Origin of the sequence: Mesorhizobium sp. M1322, from assembly GCF_040318085.1 — a bacterium.
Lineage (GTDB): Bacteria > Pseudomonadota > Alphaproteobacteria > Rhizobiales > Rhizobiaceae > Mesorhizobium.
Map to the genome: position 1 here is coordinate 1 of NZ_JAMYLP010000100.1, position 19,336 is coordinate 19,336.

The 19,336-nt window shown below is 61.8% G+C and carries 18 protein-coding genes and 1 pseudogene; 13 read left to right on the plus strand and 6 right to left on the minus strand.

Features of this window, described 5'->3' with window-relative positions; genetic code table 11:
* A pseudogene (locus NKH12_RS25905) lies at positions 1-78 on the plus strand (IS5/IS1182 family transposase); the annotation flags it as partial.
* 127 nt (positions 79-205) lie between these two features.
* Here NKH12_RS25905 and NKH12_RS25910 read toward each other — a convergent pair.
* The 3 genes from NKH12_RS25910 to NKH12_RS25920 all read right to left on the minus strand — a co-directional run bounded on the left by NKH12_RS25910 (position 206) and on the right by NKH12_RS25920 (position 3,536).
* Positions 206-1,294 carry a YcjF family protein gene (locus tag NKH12_RS25910; protein ID WP_352955746.1) on the minus strand — a complete coding sequence of 363 codons (1,089 nt, stop codon included), beginning with the start codon at positions 1,292-1,294 and terminating at the stop codon, positions 206-208.
* Positions 1,291-2,805 (minus strand): YcjX family GTP-binding protein, encoded by a 1,515-nt coding sequence (locus NKH12_RS25915; protein ID WP_352955747.1) that lies wholly within the window; start codon positions 2,803-2,805, stop codon positions 1,291-1,293. The genes NKH12_RS25910 and NKH12_RS25915 overlap by 4 nt, the downstream gene beginning before the upstream one ends.
* A 227-nt stretch (positions 2,806-3,032) precedes the next feature.
* The gene (locus NKH12_RS25920; RefSeq protein ID WP_352955748.1) at positions 3,033-3,536 is read right to left on the minus strand and encodes a SixA phosphatase family protein; all 504 of its coding nucleotides are present in this window, start codon (positions 3,534-3,536) and stop codon (positions 3,033-3,035) included.
* 264 nt (positions 3,537-3,800) lie between these two features.
* On the opposite strand from NKH12_RS25920, the gene dksA reads away from it, so the two are divergent.
* A complete protein-coding gene (dksA, locus tag NKH12_RS25925) occupies positions 3,801-4,217 on the plus strand; it encodes an RNA polymerase-binding protein DksA (RefSeq protein ID WP_006202025.1) in 417 nt (138 codons plus the stop codon).
* A 100-nt stretch (positions 4,218-4,317) separates the two neighbouring features.
* Here the strand turns inward: dksA and NKH12_RS25930 are convergent, their stop codons facing one another.
* On the minus strand, positions 4,318-5,061 hold the full coding sequence (locus tag NKH12_RS25930; RefSeq protein ID WP_352955749.1) for a flagellar biosynthesis protein FlhF: 744 nt from the start codon (positions 5,059-5,061) through the stop codon (positions 4,318-4,320).
* Between the two features lie 370 nt (positions 5,062-5,431).
* Between NKH12_RS25930 and cckA the strand changes: the two genes are divergently transcribed.
* Entirely contained in the window at positions 5,432-8,002 is a 2,571-nt protein-coding gene (cckA, locus tag NKH12_RS25935; protein ID WP_352955750.1) for a cell cycle histidine kinase CckA, read from the plus strand.
* An 86-nt stretch (positions 8,003-8,088) separates the two neighbouring features.
* Positions 8,089-8,799 (plus strand): purine-nucleoside phosphorylase, encoded by a 711-nt coding sequence (locus NKH12_RS25940; RefSeq protein WP_352955751.1) that lies wholly within the window; start codon positions 8,089-8,091, stop codon positions 8,797-8,799.
* On the opposite strand, the gene NKH12_RS25945 is transcribed toward NKH12_RS25940, so the two are convergent.
* Positions 8,796-9,101 carry a ribbon-helix-helix domain-containing protein gene (locus NKH12_RS25945; RefSeq protein ID WP_077384009.1) on the minus strand — a complete coding sequence of 102 codons (306 nt, stop codon included), beginning with the start codon at positions 9,099-9,101 and terminating at the stop codon, positions 8,796-8,798. The genes NKH12_RS25940 and NKH12_RS25945 overlap by 4 nt on opposite strands.
* A gap of 264 nt (positions 9,102-9,365) precedes the next feature.
* Here NKH12_RS25945 and NKH12_RS25950 point away from each other — a divergent pair, with 264 nt between their 5' ends.
* The 3 genes from NKH12_RS25950 (at position 9,366) to NKH12_RS25960 (ending at position 12,008) form a co-directional block, all read left to right on the plus strand.
* The gene (locus NKH12_RS25950; RefSeq protein WP_352955752.1) at positions 9,366-9,761 is read left to right on the plus strand and encodes a VOC family protein; all 396 of its coding nucleotides are present in this window, start codon (positions 9,366-9,368) and stop codon (positions 9,759-9,761) included.
* A gap of 79 nt (positions 9,762-9,840) precedes the next feature.
* Positions 9,841-10,389, plus strand: a complete 549-nt coding sequence (locus NKH12_RS25955) for a Twin-arginine translocation pathway signal (RefSeq protein WP_095492796.1) — start codon at positions 9,841-9,843, stop codon at positions 10,387-10,389.
* A gap of 47 nt (positions 10,390-10,436) precedes the next feature.
* Positions 10,437-12,008, plus strand: coding sequence for a GMC family oxidoreductase (locus NKH12_RS25960; RefSeq protein ID WP_352955753.1), 1,572 nt, complete (start codon positions 10,437-10,439; stop codon positions 12,006-12,008).
* Positions 12,009-12,075: 67 nt separating this feature from the next.
* Here NKH12_RS25960 and NKH12_RS25965 read toward each other — a convergent pair whose 3' ends face one another.
* Positions 12,076-12,471: a hypothetical protein gene (locus tag NKH12_RS25965; RefSeq protein WP_352955754.1), complete on the minus strand. Its 396-nt coding sequence runs from the start codon at positions 12,469-12,471 to the stop codon at positions 12,076-12,078.
* A 300-nt stretch (positions 12,472-12,771) separates the two neighbouring features.
* Between NKH12_RS25965 and urtA the strand changes: the two genes are divergently transcribed.
* From urtA to NKH12_RS25995, 6 genes are all read left to right on the plus strand, one after another.
* Positions 12,772-14,082: an urea ABC transporter substrate-binding protein gene (gene urtA / locus NKH12_RS25970; RefSeq protein ID WP_352955755.1), complete on the plus strand. Its 1,311-nt coding sequence runs from the start codon at positions 12,772-12,774 to the stop codon at positions 14,080-14,082.
* 125 nt (positions 14,083-14,207) lie between these two features.
* On the plus strand, positions 14,208-15,824 hold the full coding sequence (gene urtB / locus NKH12_RS25975; protein ID WP_352955756.1) for an urea ABC transporter permease subunit UrtB: 1,617 nt from the start codon (positions 14,208-14,210) through the stop codon (positions 15,822-15,824).
* Complete coding sequence (gene urtC / locus NKH12_RS25980; protein WP_352955757.1) at positions 15,821-17,053, plus strand: urea ABC transporter permease subunit UrtC; 1,233 nt, start codon at positions 15,821-15,823, stop codon at positions 17,051-17,053. Before urtB ends, urtC begins: the two co-directional genes overlap by 4 nt.
* Positions 17,054-17,056: 3 nt before the next feature.
* The gene (urtD, locus tag NKH12_RS25985) at positions 17,057-17,803 is read left to right on the plus strand and encodes an urea ABC transporter ATP-binding protein UrtD (RefSeq protein WP_352955758.1); all 747 of its coding nucleotides are present in this window, start codon (positions 17,057-17,059) and stop codon (positions 17,801-17,803) included.
* Between the two features lie 70 nt (positions 17,804-17,873).
* A complete protein-coding gene (urtE, locus tag NKH12_RS25990) occupies positions 17,874-18,569 on the plus strand; it encodes an urea ABC transporter ATP-binding subunit UrtE (protein WP_352955759.1) in 696 nt (231 codons plus the stop codon).
* Between the two features lie 455 nt (positions 18,570-19,024).
* The gene (locus NKH12_RS25995; RefSeq protein WP_084831419.1) at positions 19,025-19,201 is read left to right on the plus strand and encodes a hypothetical protein; all 177 of its coding nucleotides are present in this window, start codon (positions 19,025-19,027) and stop codon (positions 19,199-19,201) included.
* The last annotated feature ends 135 nt before the right edge of the window (positions 19,202-19,336 follow it).

Below are 19,336 nucleotides of genomic sequence, written 5' to 3' on the forward strand. Positions count from 1 at the left end.
GCAACCCGCTTCGAGAAAACCGCCCGCAATTACCGCGCCGTTGTCACTCTCGCGGCTATTGTCCTATGGTTGCGGTAACTGTCCACACGGCCTAGCGCATGGCACCGAAATCGGAATCGGATTGCGCTGGGTTCATGCGCAAAAATGAAGGTGCTGCAGCGTCCCTTTGGGCGCCCAGCTAGCACATATTGCGCTGGAGCAAGTGTCACGTGTCGGAAGCGGATGTTTCCTTCTGCTTTTTGGTTGCGAACGATGTCAGAGCGGACAGGAAATCACCCATGCCGGGCCGTCTCGTGGCGCTGAAGGGCAGGGGCCTTGCTGTCTCCATCGCAGCAATGCCGATGCGCGCCGTCATCATGCCGTTGACGATACCTTCGCCAAGCTTGGCCGACAGCCGGGCGGCGAGGCCATGGCCGACGATCTGCTGCACGAAACTGTCGCCGAGGGCGATCGAGCCGGTCACCGCCAGATGAGCAAGAACGCTGCGCGCCAGGCGGAAGAACCCCAGCGTGCCCGGCCGGCCGCCATAAAGATCCGACAGCCGGCGAATCAGCCGCCCCGCTTCGAATACGACATAGGCGACGTCGACCAGAGCGCGAGGGCTGACCGCCGTCACCAGCGACACACGCTTCGCCGCTTCGAGGATCATCACCTTGGCGCGCGCATCGAGGGGACCGAGGATTTCGGTCTCGGCCAAGCGCACCAGATTGCCACCGTCAATGATCTCGTCGCGCAAATCAGCCAGCGCGCGTCTGCCGGCCGCGGTTTCGGGCTTGGCCGCGACGAAGGCCGAGAGTTCGTCGACCACGGCGCGAGCGGCTTTCGGATCGTCGCGGGCAATGGCGTCGAGCGCCCGCTTCTGCAGCTTTTCGACCTCGGCGAGGCGGGCGATCGCCAGGAACTCGCGGACAAGAATGACCACAAGCGCCAGCACCGCGATCACGGCCATCCCGGCGGCCAGCCAGCCCAGCCATTCGGCGCGCGCGAACAGATCGCGAATCAGCTGATCGATCCAAAGGCCGAGGGCCAGCGAAACCAGAACGCCCAACGCGCCGAACAACAAGCTACCTGATATCGAACGCTTCCGCAGCGCGGTCGCCGGCGGCGGTTCGGCGGCGATAATATCCGGCTCGTCGAAAACGTCGATTTCCGCCGGAGTGACGACGGCAAGATCAGCCTTCACGGTGCGCGGCTTTCTGACCGATGGAGCGTCGGGCTGGCGCAAGGCTGCGCGTTCTTTTGGCGGGGCTTCCGGCTCGATGCGAAATGCCGCCGGCTTGCGGGGCGCGGTCATGCCAGATGATCTCCGATCAGGAACTGCAGGGCGCGGTCGAGCCTGATATGCGGCAGCGACAGCGTGACGCCTTCAGCCGTGCGTTCGAGCTTTGGCGGGCGAAAGCGGACGAAGCGGATCGCCGGGTCATCGTTACTTTGTCGATGGTCCGGGCTTTGCCGATGGTCTGGGCTCTGCCGATGGTCTGGTCCAGAGACATCGAATACCGCATCAATTTTCTCCGGTAAATCACCGGGAAATATGGCTGTTTCGGTTCTTCCATCAAATGTTTCGCCGTTGATCTTTTCACCTTTCAGCGGGGTGCCAATGATGACCGGCAGCGTCTCACGGCCTTGCTTGACCGTGCCTTCCAGGGTCGCGCGCACCGCCGCCAGGGCAACCACGTCGACATCGGCGCCGGTGAAATTCGCCCGCGCCACGGCACGGTCGGCAAGCCGCCGCACGATCGCCTGCAGCCGGTCGTGGCTTTCGTGGTGCAGATGGTCCGCCTTCGTCGCCGCCACCAATATGCGGTCGATGCGCCTGGAAAAAAAGTCGGTCAGGAAATTGCCGCGGCCGGGGCGGAAACACGCGAGGATTTCGGTCACCGCACGTTCGAGATCGGCCATCGCGCCGGGGCCTGCGTTCAAGGCCTGCAGGGCGTCTATCACCACGATCTGACGGTCGAGGCGCGTGATGTGCTCGCGGAAGAACGGCTTTACGACATAGGTCTTGTAGGCCTCGTAGCGCCGCTCCATCATCGCCTGAAGCGACCCGGAACGCGCCCGCCGGTCGCTTAGGCCCGGCAAGGGGGCGAAGGTCAGCGCCGGCGAGCCCTCAAGATCGCCGGGCATCAGGAAACGGCCGGGCGGCAAGGTCGAAAGCGCCCGCTCGTCGAGCTTGCATGCCTTGAGATAGGTGGCGAAGCTCTCGGCGAGGCGGCGCGCCGTCATTTCGTCGGCGTCCGCATTCGGGTCGACCGCTGCCGAGAGCGCGCGCCATTCCTGCGAAAGGTCGACGCGCACCGGCAGCACGGCCATCTCGAAGGCTTCGCGTGAGAAATCAGCGTAGGATTTGCCGAGCAGCGGCAGGTCGAGCAGCCATTCGCCGGGATAGTCGACGATATCGACCGACAATCTGCCTGATGAAAACATGCGGCTCCAACCGGAGGCCGATTCATATTCGATGGTGAGCCTCAGCTCGGAAATGGCACGTGTCGAATCCGGCCACAGGCGGTCGTTGACCAGGGCCGCGACGTGATCCTCGTACTGGAATCGCGGTACGGCGTCATCCGGTTGCTCTTCGAGGAAGGCACGGGCGATGCGTCCCGATTTCTGCGCCGCGAACAGCGGCAAGCGCCCGCCATGGATCAGATTGTGGACAAGGGCTGAGATGAACACTGTCTTGCCTGCGCGGGAAAGGCCAGTGACACCCAGCCGCAGCGATGGCGAAAAAAGCCCGGTAGCGCGCCCCGACAGCGTATCCAGGGCAATCTTCGCCTCGTCGGTGAAAGTGGTCAGCGATGATGCCAAAATGCGATCTCTCGGGGCTTCGGTACGATCCGATATAGACGCTGCCGCCTAGTGTGGCGAATCCGAAATTCGCAGTACCTTGGAGCAGCGCAGTGAGCAAATTTCGGATTCTAAGCCACACTAGCAATGCATTGATTCTAGCGTGCTTTTGGATTTGAAGTTCCTGAACGCTGATGCCATTGAAGTGGCAGGAACTTCAAATCCACCACGCTAGGTTTGAAATGGCGTCAAAGGTCGGCCGGCGTCACGAAGGCTTCGAGATAGCCGGTGCCTTGCGCGGCGTTTGCAAGACTGCCTGGAAAGCGGACGATTGCAAGGCCGGAGGTCGGGAAGCCGTGGTTCAGCATTGCCCTCGCAGCCTCGTCGCCGTCGCCCGAAAGCGCGATAGTGAGATCTTCCGTCATCGGGTTGTGGCCGACGATGAGCAGCGAGCCGGGCCCGCCATTGCCGCGGATGAGGTTGAGATAGCCGGCGGCATCCTCGCTGTAGAGCGTGTCCAAGAACAGGACCTGGCCTGTATCGGTGTGGCCGGCCAGGCCTTCCAGCGTCTGGCGCGCTCGCTTTGCGTTGGAGCAAAGGGTGAGGTCCGGAACGTAGCTGCGGGCCCGCATGGCCGCACCCATCGTTTCGGCGTCCGCGAGGCCGGATGCGTCGAGTGGACGATCGAAATCGCGCATGCCGGGTAGGGCCCATCCGGCCTTGGCATGCCTCAACAGATAAAGCTTGCTCACCGGCCCCTCGCTTGTGCCAAACACCGAAACTCGTCAAAAGGCGCTGCAGGATTAGCCATGAGAAAGGCCTCATGCACAATGGCCTGCACCTTTCAAACCCAACAAATCATACGCGAATTCGCTCGCGCCCTTCATGCGAATGATGCGGCCGATACCGTTTTGCCCGACATTAACAATTGCGTGAAACTGTCGTCGATTACGCTTGTGCAGCATTCGGTCCGCGAATATATAGGCGCCAAAATTGGGGCTGTTTGGGTGAGTCGAATGAACGACATCGTTACTGCCGATTACGTACCCTCCGAAGACGAGCCGTTCATGAACGAACGGCAGAAATCCTACTTTCGCCTGAAACTCGTCACCTGGAAGAACGACATACTGCGCGAAGCGCGCGAAACTCTCGAAATACTGCAGCAGGAAAACGCCAACCACCCCGATCTCGCTGATCGCGCCTCTTCGGAAACTGACCGCGCCATCGAACTTCGCGCCCGCGATCGCCAGCGAAAACTCATTTCAAAGATCGATTCCGCGCTTCAGCGCATCGATGAAGGCACTTACGGCTATTGTGAGGAAACCGGCGAGCCCATCGCGCTGAAGCGGCTCGATGCGCGTCCGATCGCGACCTTGTCGATCGAGGCGCAGGAGCGCCACGAGCGCCGCGAGAAGGTCTACCGCGACGACTGAAGCACAGGCGAAGCGCTAAAAAGCAGCAATAGCGAATATTGTCATGGCCGGTCTCCGGCCATTTTTTTGTCAGCTGTCCGCTGGCCCGGTTCCTGGCCGGTTATCTTTTCTGGCTGGAAAGCTCGCCGAGAAGCTTCGTCATCTCGTCATCGAGAGACGACGGCGCCTTTGCCGCCGGCTTGCTCTCCGGCTTGGCGGGGTGCGGGTCATCAAACGAGACCTCGAGCTCTCTCATCAGCGTATCGTCAATAGAATCCTGCTTTGCCGGGGAATCCTGTCTTGCCGGCGATGGCGCGTGTCGAACGGCACTTGCGTTCGCCGATCCGTAGGCGGGCAGCGGCGTAATGGTCGCCGATTGAGGGCTTTGCGCTGGCTTCAGCGCTGGCGCCGGTGGGGTCTGGTGGGGCCGGACAGGCGTCGGGGCCGCGCTTACCGGCTGCGGAGGCGGTGCTTGCCTCATTGGCGCAGGAGCCGGCTGAGGCGCGCGCGGCCGGGGCGCCGGCTGATGGCCGCCGCCATCTCCGGTCAGCGCAGGACGGCGCAGCGCCGACAGCCGGATGTCGCGTTCGACAACGACATCGGTCGGGCCTCCGATCAGCAGCAGGTGCTCGATGTCGTCGCGGCGCACCAGCACCAACCGGCGGTGACTGTCGACAGCGGTGGCGTCCATGACGGCCAGCCGCGTCTTGCGGTTCCTGCCGCCGGCAACGAATGTTCCGAAGGTCAGATTGCGGACCAGCTTGATGATGAGGAGAATGACGGCCAGAAGGACAAGCGCGACAAACGTCCACAGGATTGCCGCGGCATAACCAGGACCCGCCACACTATCCAGCCACTGCAGCATTGGTGCCCCCAATATCGGCTTTCGAAGAAGACGCGACACTAGACTGTTGCGGCACGCCACTGCAAGTCGCCTTTCGCGCCTCTTGAACAGCTTGAAACACCAATGTGGTGGATTTGAAAGTCCCTGCCAATTGGGGGCGTCAGCGTTCCGGATTTCAAATCCACCACACTGGATTTTCAGCAAGTTGCTGGTGTGGTGAATCCGAAATTCGCATTAGCCTGGTGCAGCGCGGAGCGAATTTCGGATTCACCACACCAGGCGCCGAACGGGCGTCATTTTTAGCGGACATTTGCCGCCAAGGCCTTTTCCGGACCCTGAGAATGTGATTCAACCGGGCAGGGGCAAGTACCGGATTTCACGAGCAGGGCACATGGCCAAGGAAGCGCGCGGCGATTTCTATCCGGTACCGATCGTCGACCAGAACACGCGACCGGGTGCGGTCACCCGGCTCATCGTCTTCATCGTCGTCCTGACTGGCGCCGCGATCGTCTTCGGCCTTTTCCGCGAACGTCTTGGCGACCCATTCCTGCTTGGAATGCTTGGTGTGCTGGCGATGATCGGTGTCGGCTTCCTGTTCGCCACCGCCATCGGCTTCGTGCAGATCACACCGCGCTCGACGAGTGACGAGCTGTCGAAAGCCTTCGTCGATTCGATGTCGCAAGGTCTTCTCGTCACCGACACCAAGGGTCGTGTCGTCTACGCCAATCGGGCCTATGCCGACATGACGGGCGCGGCGTCCGCGGCGGATCTCAAGACGGTCGAAGGTTTGCTGTCCGACGTTCCCGAGGCCTCGGTGACCATATACCGGCTCGCCTCCGGCCTGCGCGACGGCCAGCCCGGCGACGGGGAGTTTCGGCTTGCGCAATCCATTCGACCCGGCGCCGAGCCGGGCGCGCGCTGGTATCGTGCCCGCGCCCGCGCCTTCAGCGTCCCGGGCCAGCGGCTGCCCTTGCTCGCCTGGCAACTCGCCGACATCTCGGTAGAACGGGCCGAGCAAGAGCGGTTCTTCCTCGATCTGCAGGAGGCCATCGATCATCTCGACCATGCGCCGGCCGGCTTCTTTTCGGCCGATCAGGAGGGCCGCGTCACCTACATCAACGCCACGCTTGCGGAGTGGCTGGGCATCGACCTGACGAGCTTCACGCCTGGCGCCGTCACGCTTCCGGAGATCGTCGCCGGCGACGGCATGGCGCTGGTCCGCTCGGTCAAGGCCGATCCCGGCACTACGCGCAACGCGGTCCTCGATCTCGATCTGACCACGGTGAAGGGCGAGGCGCTGCCCGTGCGTTTCATGCATCGGGTTTCGGCCAGCCGCGAGGGCGTCAACGGTCCGACGCGCACCATCGTGCTCAACCGGACGCAAGGCGAGGACGCTTCCGCCGATCTTCGCGCCTCGGAGATACGCTTCACCCGCTTCTTCAATTCGACGCCGATGGCAATAGCGGCTGTCGACAACAGCGGGCGCATCTTGCGCACCAACGCGCCTTTCCTGTCACTGTTTTCCTCCGTCGTCGACGGGGATGCGGTCGATCGGCGCGTGCGGCTGGACACGGTGATCCATGAGCGCGACCGGCCCGCCTTTGCCGCCGCGTTCGAAAAAGCGCGACAAAGGCAGGCTGACATCGAACCGATCGATACGCTGCTGCCCGTCAATGAGGAACGGCACATGCGCTTCTACGTCAACGCGGTTGCCGACGGCACCGGCGAGGGCGCCGAAGAATCGGCAATCGTCTACGCCGTCGAGACCACCGAGCAGAAGGCGCTCGAGGGCCAGATGGCGCAAAGCCAGAAGATGCAGGCGGTCGGCCAGCTTGCCGGCGGCATCGCACACGACTTCAACAACGTACTGACCGCCATCATCATGGCATCGGACCTTTTGTTGACCAACCACCGCCCGTCGGACCCGTCCTTCCCCGACATCATGAACATCAAGCAGAACGCCAACCGGGCGGCGTCGCTGGTGCGGCAGCTTCTGGCCTTCTCGCGCAAGCAGACGCTGCGGCCGGAGGTGCTCAACCTGACCGACGTGCTTGCCGATCTGCGGATGCTACTGGCCCGTCTGGTCGGCAACGACATCAAGCTGAAGGTCGATCATGGCCGCGATCTGTGGCCGGTGAAGGTCGACATCGGGCAGTTCGAGCAGGTGGTGGTCAATTTGGCGGTCAATGCGCGCGATGCGATGCCGACCGGCGGCGACCTCACGGTGCGCACCCGGAATGTGACCACAGAGGAGAGCAAGAGCCTTCCCTACCGCGAACTTGCACCGGCCGACTATGTGGTGGTCGAAGTCGAAGACACCGGCAGCGGCATCGCCCCCGAAGTGCTCAAGAAGATTTTCGAACCCTTCTTCACCACCAAGGAGGTCGGCAAGGGCACCGGCCTTGGCCTGTCCATGGTCTATGGTATCATCAAGCAGACAGGCGGCTTCATCTTCTGCGATTCCGAGGTCGGCAAAGGATCGGTGTTCCGCATCTTCCTGCCGCGCTACATTGCTGAGGCGAGAACGGCAGGCGAGCCCGGCGAGGCGCTGGCTGCACCGGCAAAGATCGCCGACGCAGCCAAGGATTTGTCGGGTTCGGCCACGGTGCTGCTCGTCGAGGACGAGGATGCGGTGCGCATGGGCGGCATGCGGGCGCTGACGTCGCGCGGTTACACCGTCCACGAAGCGTCCTCGGGCGTCGAGGCGCTGGAAGTCTTCGAGGCGCTCGGCGGCAAGATCGACATTGTCGTTTCCGACGTGGTGATGCCTGAGATGGACGGGCCGACGCTGCTTGGCGAATTGCGCAAACGGCAGCCGGACATCAAATTCGTCTTCGTTTCTGGCTACGCGGAGGATGCGTTCGCCAAAAACCTGCCGGCAGACGCGCATTTCGGTTTCCTGCCGAAGCCGTTTTCGCTCAAGCAACTGGCCACAATCGTCAAGGATGTGCTGGAATCTTAGGGTTTACTAATTCTCGCACTTGCGAAATGGCGTAAGACTGCCATGATCGTGGGCGAAACGGGCGGCGGGTTTTGGGGGAGCATGCCGTGACGCCGCACAACGAGGCAGGCAAGGGTGATTATGCCGCAACAGTGCTGTTGCCGGGCGACCCGCAGCGTGCCGAATGGATGGCGGAGACCTTTCTGGAGGCGCCGCGCTGCGTCAACCGTCGAAGGCAAGCCCTCGGTTTTACCGGCCTGTTTCGCGGCAAGCCCGTCAGCATCCAGTCCACCGGCATCGGCGTCTCGTCATTCCTGATCTACGCGCATGAATTGCTGGATTTCCACGGCGTCAAGACACTGATTCGCACCGGTACCTGTGGTGCCCTGACTGCCGCGGTTAAACTGCGCAGCCTGGTGATCTCGCAGTCGGTGCGCGGTGAAAGTGCCGGGAGCGGCCAGGTTTTTGGGCTCTATGGTGCTGATGCCGGCCCCGATCCGGCGCTGTATGCCCAGGCATTGGCGCGGGCCGCCGAATTTGGCATCGAACATCAGGCCGGGCTGACCATCTGCAGCGATATATTCTATCATCCTCAGGGGCGCGATCGCTTCGCCGAAGCGCAGGCACAGGGCGCGCTGGCGGTGGATATGGAGACCAGCGCGCTCTATCGCATCGCTGCGCATTTCGGCGCCCGGGCCTTGTCGATGCTGACTGTCGTCGACAATGTGGTGACCGGCGAGCAAACCGATTATTCCGAACGCCAGGCGCTTTTCACCGATATGACCCGCCTGGCGCTCGATGTTGCGATCGAAAGTTAAGCTGCTTGCCGCTTCGGCGCCGTGTGTTCTTCGATGCCCGGCCGATGCCCGCGCAGATAGAGAGCACAGGTCGTGCGCAGCATCGAGGCGAAGTTCGGAATCTGGCCATTGATCTCAATGGCCTCGTCATAGAGCTTCGAGATGAATTTCGGCGTCGTTAAACCTTGGCTGTCGGCGATCTCGTCGAGCAATGCCCAGAACGTCGCCTCGAGCTGGATGCTCGTCGAGTGCCCGTCGATGCGGATCGATCGATTGATCTGCCGGTAGCCCTCCGGATCCTGCCCGGCAAAAACCCTGCACATCGTTACCTCCCGTTCTTATTGGTCTTGGCCATTCTTGTTGATTTTAGGCGCAATCAGCAGCGATTCGCACCTTTGAGCAGTGCCTAATTGCGGCCAATTATCTTCAGCCGGAAAGCGGAAAACAGCAATCGGACTTTCGTCCTTAGGCGGTTTGCCACCCCGTCGTTAGATTAGCGCGTGGTAATCGGCTGCCACCACGTTTGCCGCAACCCGCGCATAATCACGCCCGACGCGCACATCGCGCTTACCGCAACGGAGTGTCATTTGGCGAAGGCGATCCACACCATGATCCGGGTTCTGGACGAGGCCCGGTCCGTCGACTTCTACCGGAAAGCCTTTGGACTGGATGTTGCTGAACGGCTCGATTTCGAAACCTTTACGCTCGTCTATCTGGGCAATGCCGAGGCGGGGTTCGAAGTCGAGCTTACCGTCAACAAGGGCCGCCAGGAGCCTTATGCGATCGGCGACGGCTACGGCCATCTCGCGGTTTCGGTCGCCGATCTGGACAGCGAACATGAACGGCTCGGCGCGCTTGGCCTGAGCCCGAAGAAGATCGTCGAGTTCAACCGCGACGGAGCGCTGCTCGCGCGCTTCTTCTTCATCGAGGATCCCGACGGCTACAAGATCGAGGTTCTGCAGCGTCAGGGCCGGTTCGAATAGGAGACATTACGGCCGCGCCGGCCAGCGCGGCGCCAGCCAGGCACCTTCGGGTGCAAACAGCAAGCAAAGGGAGGAACAAATGGTCACGATTTATGAGAGAAAGCCGGCCCACGAAAGGAAGCCAGGGCTATCGCGCCGCGAGCTTCTGAAGCGCGGCGGTGTCGGCGCGTTGCTGGTGATTTCGGGCAGTGCCGTCATCAGCCCGGAACATGCATGGGGCCTCGAGACATCCGCGCTCAAGCCCGAAACCATGGCAACCCTGATCCAGATGGCGCGCGACATCTACCCGCACGACCAGGTGCCTGACAAATATTACGCAATCGCCGTCAAGGCCCATGACGAGCAGGCCGGCAAAGACCCCGCCCACAAAGATCTTATCGAAAAAGGCATTGCCGAGCTCGACTTGAAGTCGGGCAAGGACGGCTACACCGGTCTCGGCTGGGAGGAGCAGCGCGTCGCGGTGCTGAGGGAGATCGAGGACACGCCGTTCTTTCAGGCCGTCCGCGGCGGGCTGGTCGTCGGCCTCTACAACCAGAAAGAGGTCTGGCCGATCTTCGGCTACGAGGGCGAGTCCTACTCCAAGGGCGGCTACATGGCGCGTGGGTTCGACGACATCGAGTGGCTCTGAGCCCCATCGTTCCAAACCGTACACAACAGACATCATGGGAGGAAACCATGGCAGCACCATTTGATCTCACGAACGACGGCGTGGTCGTCATCATCGGCTCCGGCGCCGGCGGCGGCACGCTCGGCAACGAACTCGCCCAGAAGGGCATCGATGTCGTCATCCTGGAGGCGGGCGCCCGCCACGAATACGAGGATTTCATCAACGACGAGTGGGATTCATTCGCCCAGCTCGCCTGGACGGACAAGCGCACGACCTCGGGCGACTGGCGGGTGGCAAAAGATTTCCCCAATCTGCCGGCGTGGATCGTCAAGGCGGTTGGCGGCTCGACCACGCACTGGGCGGGCGCCTCGCTGCGCTTTCAGGAGCACGAATTCAAAACGCTTTCGACCTACGGGAAACTGGAAGGCGCGAACCTGCTCGATTGGCCGATCACGCTTGCCGAGCTGGAGCCCTACTACGCAAAGGCCGAAGATAGACTGGGCGTGACGCTCACCAACAACATCCCAGGCCTTCCCGGCAACAACAACTTCAAGGTGATGAAGGCCGGCGCCGACAAGCTCGGCTACAAGGAGTGCCACACCGGCCGGATGGCAATCAATTCCGAGCCGCGCGACGACCGCAATGCCTGCCAGCAGACCGGCTTCTGCTTCCAGGGCTGCAAATGGGGCGCCAAATGGTCGACGCTCTACAGCGAAATTCCCAAGGGCGAGGCGACCGGCCATCTCGAGGTCAGGCCGAACGCCATGGCGATCAAGATCAGCCACGACGCTGGCGGCAGGGTGACTGGCGTCGTCTATGCTGATAAGGACGGCAGACTGCAGGAACAGAAGGCCCGCATCGTCGCCGTCGCCGGAAATTCGATCGAGAGCCCGCGGCTGCTGCTTAATTCGGCATCGAGCCAGTTTCCCGACGGCCTCGCCAATTCGTCGGGCCAGGTGGGCAAGAACTACATGCGCCACACCACCGGCTCGGTCTACGGCATCTTCGACAAGCCGGTGCATATGTATCGCGGCACCACCATGGCCGGCATCATTCGCGACGAGGCTCGCAACGATCCCTCGCGCGGCTTCGTCGGCGGCTACGAACTGGAGACGCTGTCGCTCGGCCTGTCGTTCATGGCCGCCTTCCTCAATCCCGGCGGCTGGGGACGTTCCTTCACCACGGCGCTCGACCACTACGACCACATGGCCGGCATGTGGATCGTCGGCGAGGACATGCCGCGCGAGGAAAACCGCATCACGCTGCATGCCGATATCAAGGATGAGCACGGCATGCCAGTGGCGGACGTCCACTTCGACGACCATGCCAACGACACGGCGATGCGTAACCACGCCTACAAGCAGGGCTCAGCGCTTTATGAAGCGGTGGGCGCGACCCGAACCTTCCCAACGCCGCCCTATCCGTCGACCCACAATCTCGGCACCAACCGGATGAGCGAGAAGGCGGCCGACGGCGTCGTCAACAACCATGGCCAGGCGCACGACATCAAGAACCTGTTCGTGTCGGATGGCAGCCAGTTCACCACCGGCGGCGCTGAAAATCCGACATTGACGATCGTGTCGCTGGCGATCCGTCAGGCCGACTATATCGCCGAACAGATGTCGGCCAAGAGCATTTAGCCATACCCTCCCGACTGCCCGCTGGCGCGGAACCTCGCAAAGTTTCGCGCCTCTTCTTGTCGGCTTTTCAACGCTTTGTGCAGGTCGAGGCGGTGAAGGCGCCGTCAGGCTGCTTCATGATGATGTCGAAGGACGGGCTGGTTTGACCGTCCAGGGTGGCTTGTGTGAGCGAGATCGAGTTGCCGCCGGTCGTATAGCCGCCCAACGGGCCCAACCAGGTAATCTCGCCGTTTGCATCCATCTGATAATTGTAGCCCTGCCGCGCGGTTCCGAAGATCACCGGGCCGCTATAGACATTTCCCTTGATGGTGATGTCGCCAAGGCTTAGGAACGTGCCAAGCAGATAGACTTCGCAGTGATAGGTGCCGTCCGGCAATTTGCCGTCGGTGAAGTCGGCGCGTGCGCCGCTGGTGGCCGCAACCAGAAGCATGGTGCTGAAAATACGAGAAATCCTGGAGGCCATGGCGTCCCTCTTTTGAAGATCGAACTTGCCCCATTTTCCTGTAGCGCTGCAACGGTTCGCCGTCTTGGTATGGTGTTGCCCAAAATTCATGCATTAATTCGCGAGTGATCAAAACTTAGGCGAGAGCGGAGAATTTTTTCTAAAGCAGAATACCTGCGGCGGCGCTTATCTTTGGCGGCTAATATACTAACTAGCTGATAAGGCTAGGAAATCTAAGCCCATTCAATTTTGCTCCCGCGATTGGCACAGCCGTTGCATTGTCTGTTTGCGATGCGATCAACCAGCTAGGGAGTTTGGAATATGAGGGGCAGTTTCTCGACAATAACAAAAATGTTTTCGGCAGGCGCGGTCACGGCCGGCTTGCTGATGAGTGTCCCGGCCAAGGCGGCGGACGACACGATCAAGGTGGGTATTCTCCATTCGCTGTCGGGGACCATGGCGATTTCGGAGACGACGCTGAAGGACGCCATGCTGATGCTCATCGAAGAGCAGAATGCAAAGGGCGGCCTGCTTGGCAAGAAACTCGAAGCGGTCGTCGTCGACCCGGCTTCGAACTGGCCGCTGTTCGCCGAAAAGGCGCGCGAGCTGATCTCCAAGGACAAGGTCGCGGCGGTGTTCGGCTGCTGGACCTCGGTGTCGCGCAAGTCGGTGCTGCCGGTGTTCAGCGAGCTCGACAACATCCTGTTCTACCCCGTCCAGTATGAGGGCGAGGAGAGCGAGCGCAACGTGTTCTACACTGGCGCGGCGCCGAACCAGCAGGCTATTCCGGCCGTCGACTACCTGATGAGCGAAGATGGCGGTTCGGTGAAACGCTGGGTGCTTGAAGGCACCGATTACGTCTACCCGCGCACCACCAACAAAATTCTCGAAGCCTATCTGAAGGCCCAGGGCGTCGCCGCCGAAGACATCATGGTCAACTATACGCCCTTCGGCTTCTCCGATTGGCAGACCGAGGTCTCGGCGATCAAGAAGTTCGGCTCGGCCGGCAAGAAGACCGCCGTCGTCTCGACCGTCAATGGCGACGCCAACGTGCCGTTCTACAAGGAACTCGGCAACCAGGGCATCAAGGCCGAGGACATCCCGGTCATGGCCTTCTCGGTCGGCGAGGAAGAGCTTGCCGGTCTCGACACCGCGCCGCTCGTCGGTCATCTCGCCGCCTGGAACTATTTCCAGAGCATCGATACGCCCGAGAACGCGAAGTTCATCGCCGACTGGCACAAGTTCATCAAGAGCGACAAGCGCACCACCAACGACCCGATGGAAGCCCACTATGTCGGTTTCAACATGTGGGTGAAGGCGGTTGAGAAGGCCGGCACCACCGACCCTGACAAGGTCATCGACGCCGTGATCGGCGTCTCGGTGCCGAACCTGACCGGTGGTTATTCGACCATGATGCCGAACCATCACATCACCAAGCCGGTACTGATCGGCGAAATCCAGGCCGATGGCCAGTTCGAGACCGTCTCGCAGACGCCTGGCCTGGTGATGGGTGACGAGTGGTCTGACTATCTGGCTGATTCGAAGGACCTGATCTCCGATTGGCGCGCGCCTCTGTCCTGCGGCAACTTCAATGTTGCCACCGGCAAGTGCGGCGGCAAGGGAACCAACTGATCCTCCCGGGTCTGACGGTCGTGGATTTCTCCACGACCTAGACCGCGACGCGTCCGGGCGAGCTCGTCCTCTCCTCCAGTCCGTCCGGACGCGAAGTTCAACCCTTCAAGAGCCGCCAGAAATCGATGATCTTCACCCGCGCGATCGGCCTGACGATGCTGCTCCTCCTGGGGATGCTATCGCCGTCGAACGCTGCCGAAGCGGATCTGCGCGCCATCATCGCCAAATTTGCCACTGCCTCGAATTTTTCGGCCACCGAAGCTGTCGTGCGCGAGCTCGCGGCCACCGGTGACACTGCCGTCGAACGTCCGCTTGGCGCGCTCGCGGAGGGCGATCTTTACGTCCGCAAGGCCGATTCGCTGGTTTTAATCGGCAAGGAAGGTGGCGGCAGCGTTGCGTTGCTCGACCCGCTGAGCGGTGAAAAATCCGGCGACGCGGCCAAAAGCGAGATCACCAAGATCAAGGTCAATAATACGCTGCGCCGCACCATCCGCGATGCGCTGGGGACGCTGACGCTCGGCGCGAAAGATCCGGCAGCGCGCATTGCCGCCGCCGACACCATGTTCAAGACGCCCGATGCCACAAACATCGAGCCGCTCGATGCCGCAATCGCCAGCGAAACCGTGGCAAGCGTCAAAGCGCTGCTCGAACAGGCCCGCGCCGCATCGGTTCTGGTGTCGGACAGGCCGGAGGCCGATAAACTCGCGGCGATCGCCCTGATCGGCGCGCGCGGCGACCGCGACGCGCTGTCCCTGCTCACCGCCGTCGAGGCCAATTCCGAAGGCGCGGTCAAGGACGCGGCGACGGCGGCGATCGCCAGCATCAATTCGACGCTGGCGCTGTGGGATGCGGGCCAGAACATCTGGTACGGCATTTCGCTCGGATCGGTGCTGCTGCTGGCGGCGATCGGTCTCGCCATCACCTTCGGCGTGATGGGTGTGATCAACATGGCGCATGGCGAAATGGTCATGCTCGGCGCCTACACGACCTTTGTCGTGCAGGAGGTGATCCGAAATTCCTTTCCCGGCCTGTTCGACTGGTCGCTGGTTATCGCGCTGCCGCTCGCGTTCTCGGTCGCGGCGCTCGTCGGCCTTGTCATCGAGCGGGGCGTGATCCGTTTCCTCTACGGCCGGCCGCTGGAGACGCTGCTGGCGACATGGGGTGTCTCGTTGATCCTGCAGCAGGCCGTGCGCACCATCTTCGGGCCGACGAACCAGGAGGTCGGCAATCCGTCATGGATGTCCGGTTCGTTCAATATCGGCCAGCTTGCCGTGACCTGGAACCGGCTTTGGATACTGGTATTCGCGCTCGGTGTGTTCGCGGTACTGCTTTATGTGATGAAGCGTACGCCCTGGGGCCTGCAGATGCGCGCCGTCACCGCCAACCGCCGCATGGCCGCGTCGATGGGCATCAAGACACCATGGGTCGACGCGCTGACCTTTGCGTTGGGGTCCGGCATTGCCGGCATCGCCGGTGTCGCGCTCAGCCAGATCGACAATGTCTCGCCCAATCTCGGCCGCGGCTACATCATCGACAGCTTCATGGTCGTCGTCTTCGGCGGCGTCGGCAATCTCTGGGGCACGCTGGTCGGCGCCTTCTCGCTCGGCATCGTCAACAAGTTCCTCGAACCCTATGCCGGGGCAGTCCTCGGCAAGATCGTTGTGCTGGTCCTCATCATCCTGTTCATCCAGAAACGCCCGCGCGGCCTGTTCGCGCTCAAGGGCAGGTCGGTGGAAGCATGATCACGGGACGCTTCTTCGCCGCCGGCGCCGACCGCCGCATCGCCATCACGATCTTCATCCTTTTGGCGGTCGCCATCATCGTGCCGCTGCTCAATCTTGCAGTCTCGCCGGCGAGTGCGTTCTACGTGCCGTCCTATGTCGTCGCGCTCACCGGCAAGTATCTCTGCTACGCGCTGCTCGCCTTGGCGCTCGATCTCGTCTGGGGCTATTGCGGCATCCTTTCGCTCGGCCACGGCGCCTTCTTCGCGCTCGGCGGCTATGCGATGGGCATGTATCTGATGCGCCAGATCGGTTCGCGCGGCGTCTACGGCAATCCGCTGCTGCCAGATTTCATGGTGTTCCTGAACTATAGGGAATTGCCGTGGTTCTGGTATGGTTTCGACCACTTCTGGTTTGCCGCGATCATGGTGCTTGCGGTGCCCGGCCTGCTTGCCTTTGTCTTCGGCTGGTTCGCTTTCCGCAGCCGCGTCACCGGCGTCTATCTGTCAATCATAACCCAGGCGATGACCTATGCGCTGCTGCTTGCGTTTTTCCGCAACGACATGGGTTTCGGCGGCAATAACGGCCTGACCGATTTCAAGGATATTCTCGGCTTCAACGTGCAGGCCGATGCGACTCGCTCGGCGTTGTTCGCGGCCAGCGCCATAACGCTCGCGCTCGCCGTCTTCGTCACCTGGGCAATCGTCGGCTCCAAATACGGCAAGCTGCTGATGGCGGTGCGCGACGCCGAGAGCCGCACGCGCTTTCTCGGCTGGCGCGCGGAGAACGTCAAACTGTTCGCCTTCACCGTGTCGGCTGTCATGGCCGGCATTGCCGGCGCGCTCTACGTGCCGCAGGTCGGCATCATCAATCCGGGAGAGTTCGAGCCGTCCAACTCGATCGAGGTCGTGGTATGGGCGGCCGTCGGCGGGCGCGGCACCATCGTCGGGCCAATCATCGGCGCGCTCGTGGTCAATGCCGGCAAATCCTGGTTCACCGGCGTGCTGCCCGAGTTCTGGCTGTTTGCTCTGGGTGGACTGTTTGTCGCCGTCACGCTGTTCCTGCCCAAGGGCATTGTCGGCATGTGGGATTCCTGGCGCGGCAATGCCAGGGCGCTGCGCGCAGCCTCGATCGCCGACGAGGCCGGCACCGATCCTGACATCCCGCCGCCACCGAAGATCGTTCGCTCGGCTGCGCGAAAGCCCGGCGACTGGTCCGCGTCCGGCCCCGAACCGCAGCCGGCGGAGTGAGCGATGTCGAAGAGCAACACCATCCTCTACCTCGACGGCGTCTCAGTTTCCTTCGACGGCTTTCGCGCCATCAACAATTTGTCGCTAGTGCTCGACAAGGGCGAAATGCGGGCGATCATCGGTCCCAACGGCGCCGGCAAGACCACGATGATGGACATCGTCACCGGCAAGACGCGTCCCGACGCGGGCGAGGTTTACTTCGACGGGCAGGTCGACCTGACCAAACATGACGAGGCCGAGATCGCCATGATGGGCATCGGCAGGAAATTCCAGAAGCCGACCGTCTTCGAAAGCCATACGATCGAGGAGAATCTGATGCTGGCGCTGAAAGGCCCACGCTCGATCTTCCCGGCACTGTTCCATCGCCGCTCGGCCGCGGAGGCGCGGCAGATCGACGACATCCTCGGCATCATCCGGCTCGGCGACAAGCGCGACGAACTCGCCGCCAATCTCAGCCACGGCCAGAAGCAATGGCTCGAGATCGGCATGCTGCTGGCGCAGGATCCGAAACTGCTGCTGGTCGACGAACCGGTCGCCGGCATGACCGACGCCGAGACCGAGGAGACCGCTCGGCTGCTCAAGGATATTGCGCGCGATCACTCGGTCGTCGTCGTCGAGCATGACATGCATTTCGTGCGCGAGCTCGGCGTCAAGGTCACCTGCCTGCACGAAGGTTCGGTCCTGTCCGAAGGCTCGCTCGATTTCGTTTCGGCCGACGAGCGTGTCGTCGAAGTCTATTTGGGGAGATGATCATGGTCTGGCGCGTTCCGTTCCATCACTTCGACCTTTCGTTCTTCAGGCGTTGGAGAAAGCGCTGACCATGCTCGAAGTCTCCAATGCCACGCTGCACTACGGCGCCGCCCAGGCGCTGCGTGGCGTCTCGCTGAAGGCCGGCGCGGGCAAGATCACCTGCGTGCTCGGCCGCAACGGCGTCGGCAAAACCAGTTTGATGAGATCGATCGTCGGCCACCACCGGCTGACGAGCGGAAGCGTTGCCTTCGAGGGGAAGGCGCTCGACCGGAGCGCGGCGTATGATCGCGCCCGGTCGGGCATCGCATTCGTACCGCAGGGCAGGGAGATATTCCCGCTGCTTACGGTGCGGGAAAACCTCGAATCGGGCTTTGCGCCATTGAAGCGCGCCGATCGCAACATTCCTGGCCACATCTTCGAATTGTTCCCGGTGCTGAAGCAGATGCTCGGCCGCCGAGGCGGCGACCTTTCCGGCGGCCAGCAGCAGCAGCTCGCCATCGGCAGGGCGCTGGTGATGCGGCCGAAGCTGCTGGTGCTCGACGAGCCGACCGAAGGCATCCAGCCGTCGATCATCAAGGATATCGGCCGCGCCATCCGCTATCTGCGCGACCAGGCAGGCATCGCCGTGCTGCTGGTCGAACAGTATCTCGATTTCTGCCGGGAACTGGCAGACGAGGTCAACATCATGGACCGCGGCCAGATCGTCCACACCGGCCCGGCCGAGGATCTCGACCGGGCGGAGGTCCGGAAGTTTCTGACCGTCTAGTGTCGCAAACCTCTAGGATTAGCCGAACCATCCCTCCCTTCGTCATCCTGGGGCGAAGCAAGGAGCGAAGCGACGCGGCGCAGACCCCAGGATCTATGCCGTGCCGTCAGTCAAAGAATGCAGCGGTCAAGAACAGAAGCCGTTTTCCAGCGTACACCATCCTGGATTCTGTACCGTGGCGACGCTCAGAAGTTACGGCATGGATCCTTGGGTCTTCGCTCCGCTCCGCGTCGCTACGCCCAAGGATGACGAAATCACGAAGGTCACCGTTTGCAACTCTAGCGCGTTGAAGATTGCATGCTAGATTTTGCTTGGCCTTGGTGAGTCGGCCGCTTTCCGTATCAGTCTCAATCGGCAGATCAGAGGAAGGTGCAACCCGCGCCATCACGCTTCATGCGAGCGGCTTCCTCCTGTGATTTGATTATTGTTTCAACTTCGGGCACCCGGGACAGCCGATGGAACGTTACGTCGAGGATTACCAGAAACGACGGCTCACCGAGCGCGTCGACATCATGACCGCCATTAACATTCTGAAATCGCAAGGATACGACCACGACGAGCTGATCGCAGAGATCACCAAGGTTTTCTACGTCGATCTCGATACCTACAACGAGGTCGTGATGGCGGCATGAGGGCTGACGGAAGGGGCGGACGCGCTATGCCGCCAAGTGGCTAGAGCACGTCCTGTTTAATCCGGTTCATATCCTGCGGCTTTGAAGTAATTGGCACATTCGGCTGGGGTGAAGAGGTCGACGACCGCGCCGACC

Bases quoted from the DNA above. Each gene is read 5' to 3' on its own strand.
- NKH12_RS25910 (WP_352955746.1), bottom strand. From the start codon at position 1,294: ATGACCGCGCCCCGCAAGCCGGCGGCATTTCGCATCGAGCCGGAAGCC.
- dksA (WP_006202025.1), top strand. From the start codon at position 3,801: ATGAACGACATCGTTACTGCCGATTACGTACCCTCCGAAGACGAGCCG.
- NKH12_RS25930 (WP_352955749.1), bottom strand. From the start codon at position 5,061: ATGCTGCAGTGGCTGGATAGTGTGGCGGGTCCTGGTTATGCCGCGGCA.
- cckA (WP_352955750.1), top strand. From the start codon at position 5,432: ATGGCCAAGGAAGCGCGCGGCGATTTCTATCCGGTACCGATCGTCGAC.
- NKH12_RS25945 (WP_077384009.1), bottom strand. From the start codon at position 9,101: ATGTGCAGGGTTTTTGCCGGGCAGGATCCGGAGGGCTACCGGCAGATC.
- NKH12_RS25955 (WP_095492796.1), top strand. From the start codon at position 9,841: ATGGTCACGATTTATGAGAGAAAGCCGGCCCACGAAAGGAAGCCAGGG.
- NKH12_RS25960 (WP_352955753.1), top strand. From the start codon at position 10,437: ATGGCAGCACCATTTGATCTCACGAACGACGGCGTGGTCGTCATCATC.
- NKH12_RS25965 (WP_352955754.1), bottom strand. From the start codon at position 12,471: ATGGCCTCCAGGATTTCTCGTATTTTCAGCACCATGCTTCTGGTTGCG.
- urtA (WP_352955755.1), top strand. From the start codon at position 12,772: ATGAGGGGCAGTTTCTCGACAATAACAAAAATGTTTTCGGCAGGCGCG.
- urtB (WP_352955756.1), top strand. From the start codon at position 14,208: ATGATCTTCACCCGCGCGATCGGCCTGACGATGCTGCTCCTCCTGGGG.
- urtC (WP_352955757.1), top strand. From the start codon at position 15,821: ATGATCACGGGACGCTTCTTCGCCGCCGGCGCCGACCGCCGCATCGCC.
- urtD (WP_352955758.1), top strand. From the start codon at position 17,057: ATGTCGAAGAGCAACACCATCCTCTACCTCGACGGCGTCTCAGTTTCC.
- urtE (WP_352955759.1), top strand. From the start codon at position 17,874: ATGCTCGAAGTCTCCAATGCCACGCTGCACTACGGCGCCGCCCAGGCG.
- NKH12_RS25995 (WP_084831419.1), top strand. From the start codon at position 19,025: ATGGAACGTTACGTCGAGGATTACCAGAAACGACGGCTCACCGAGCGC.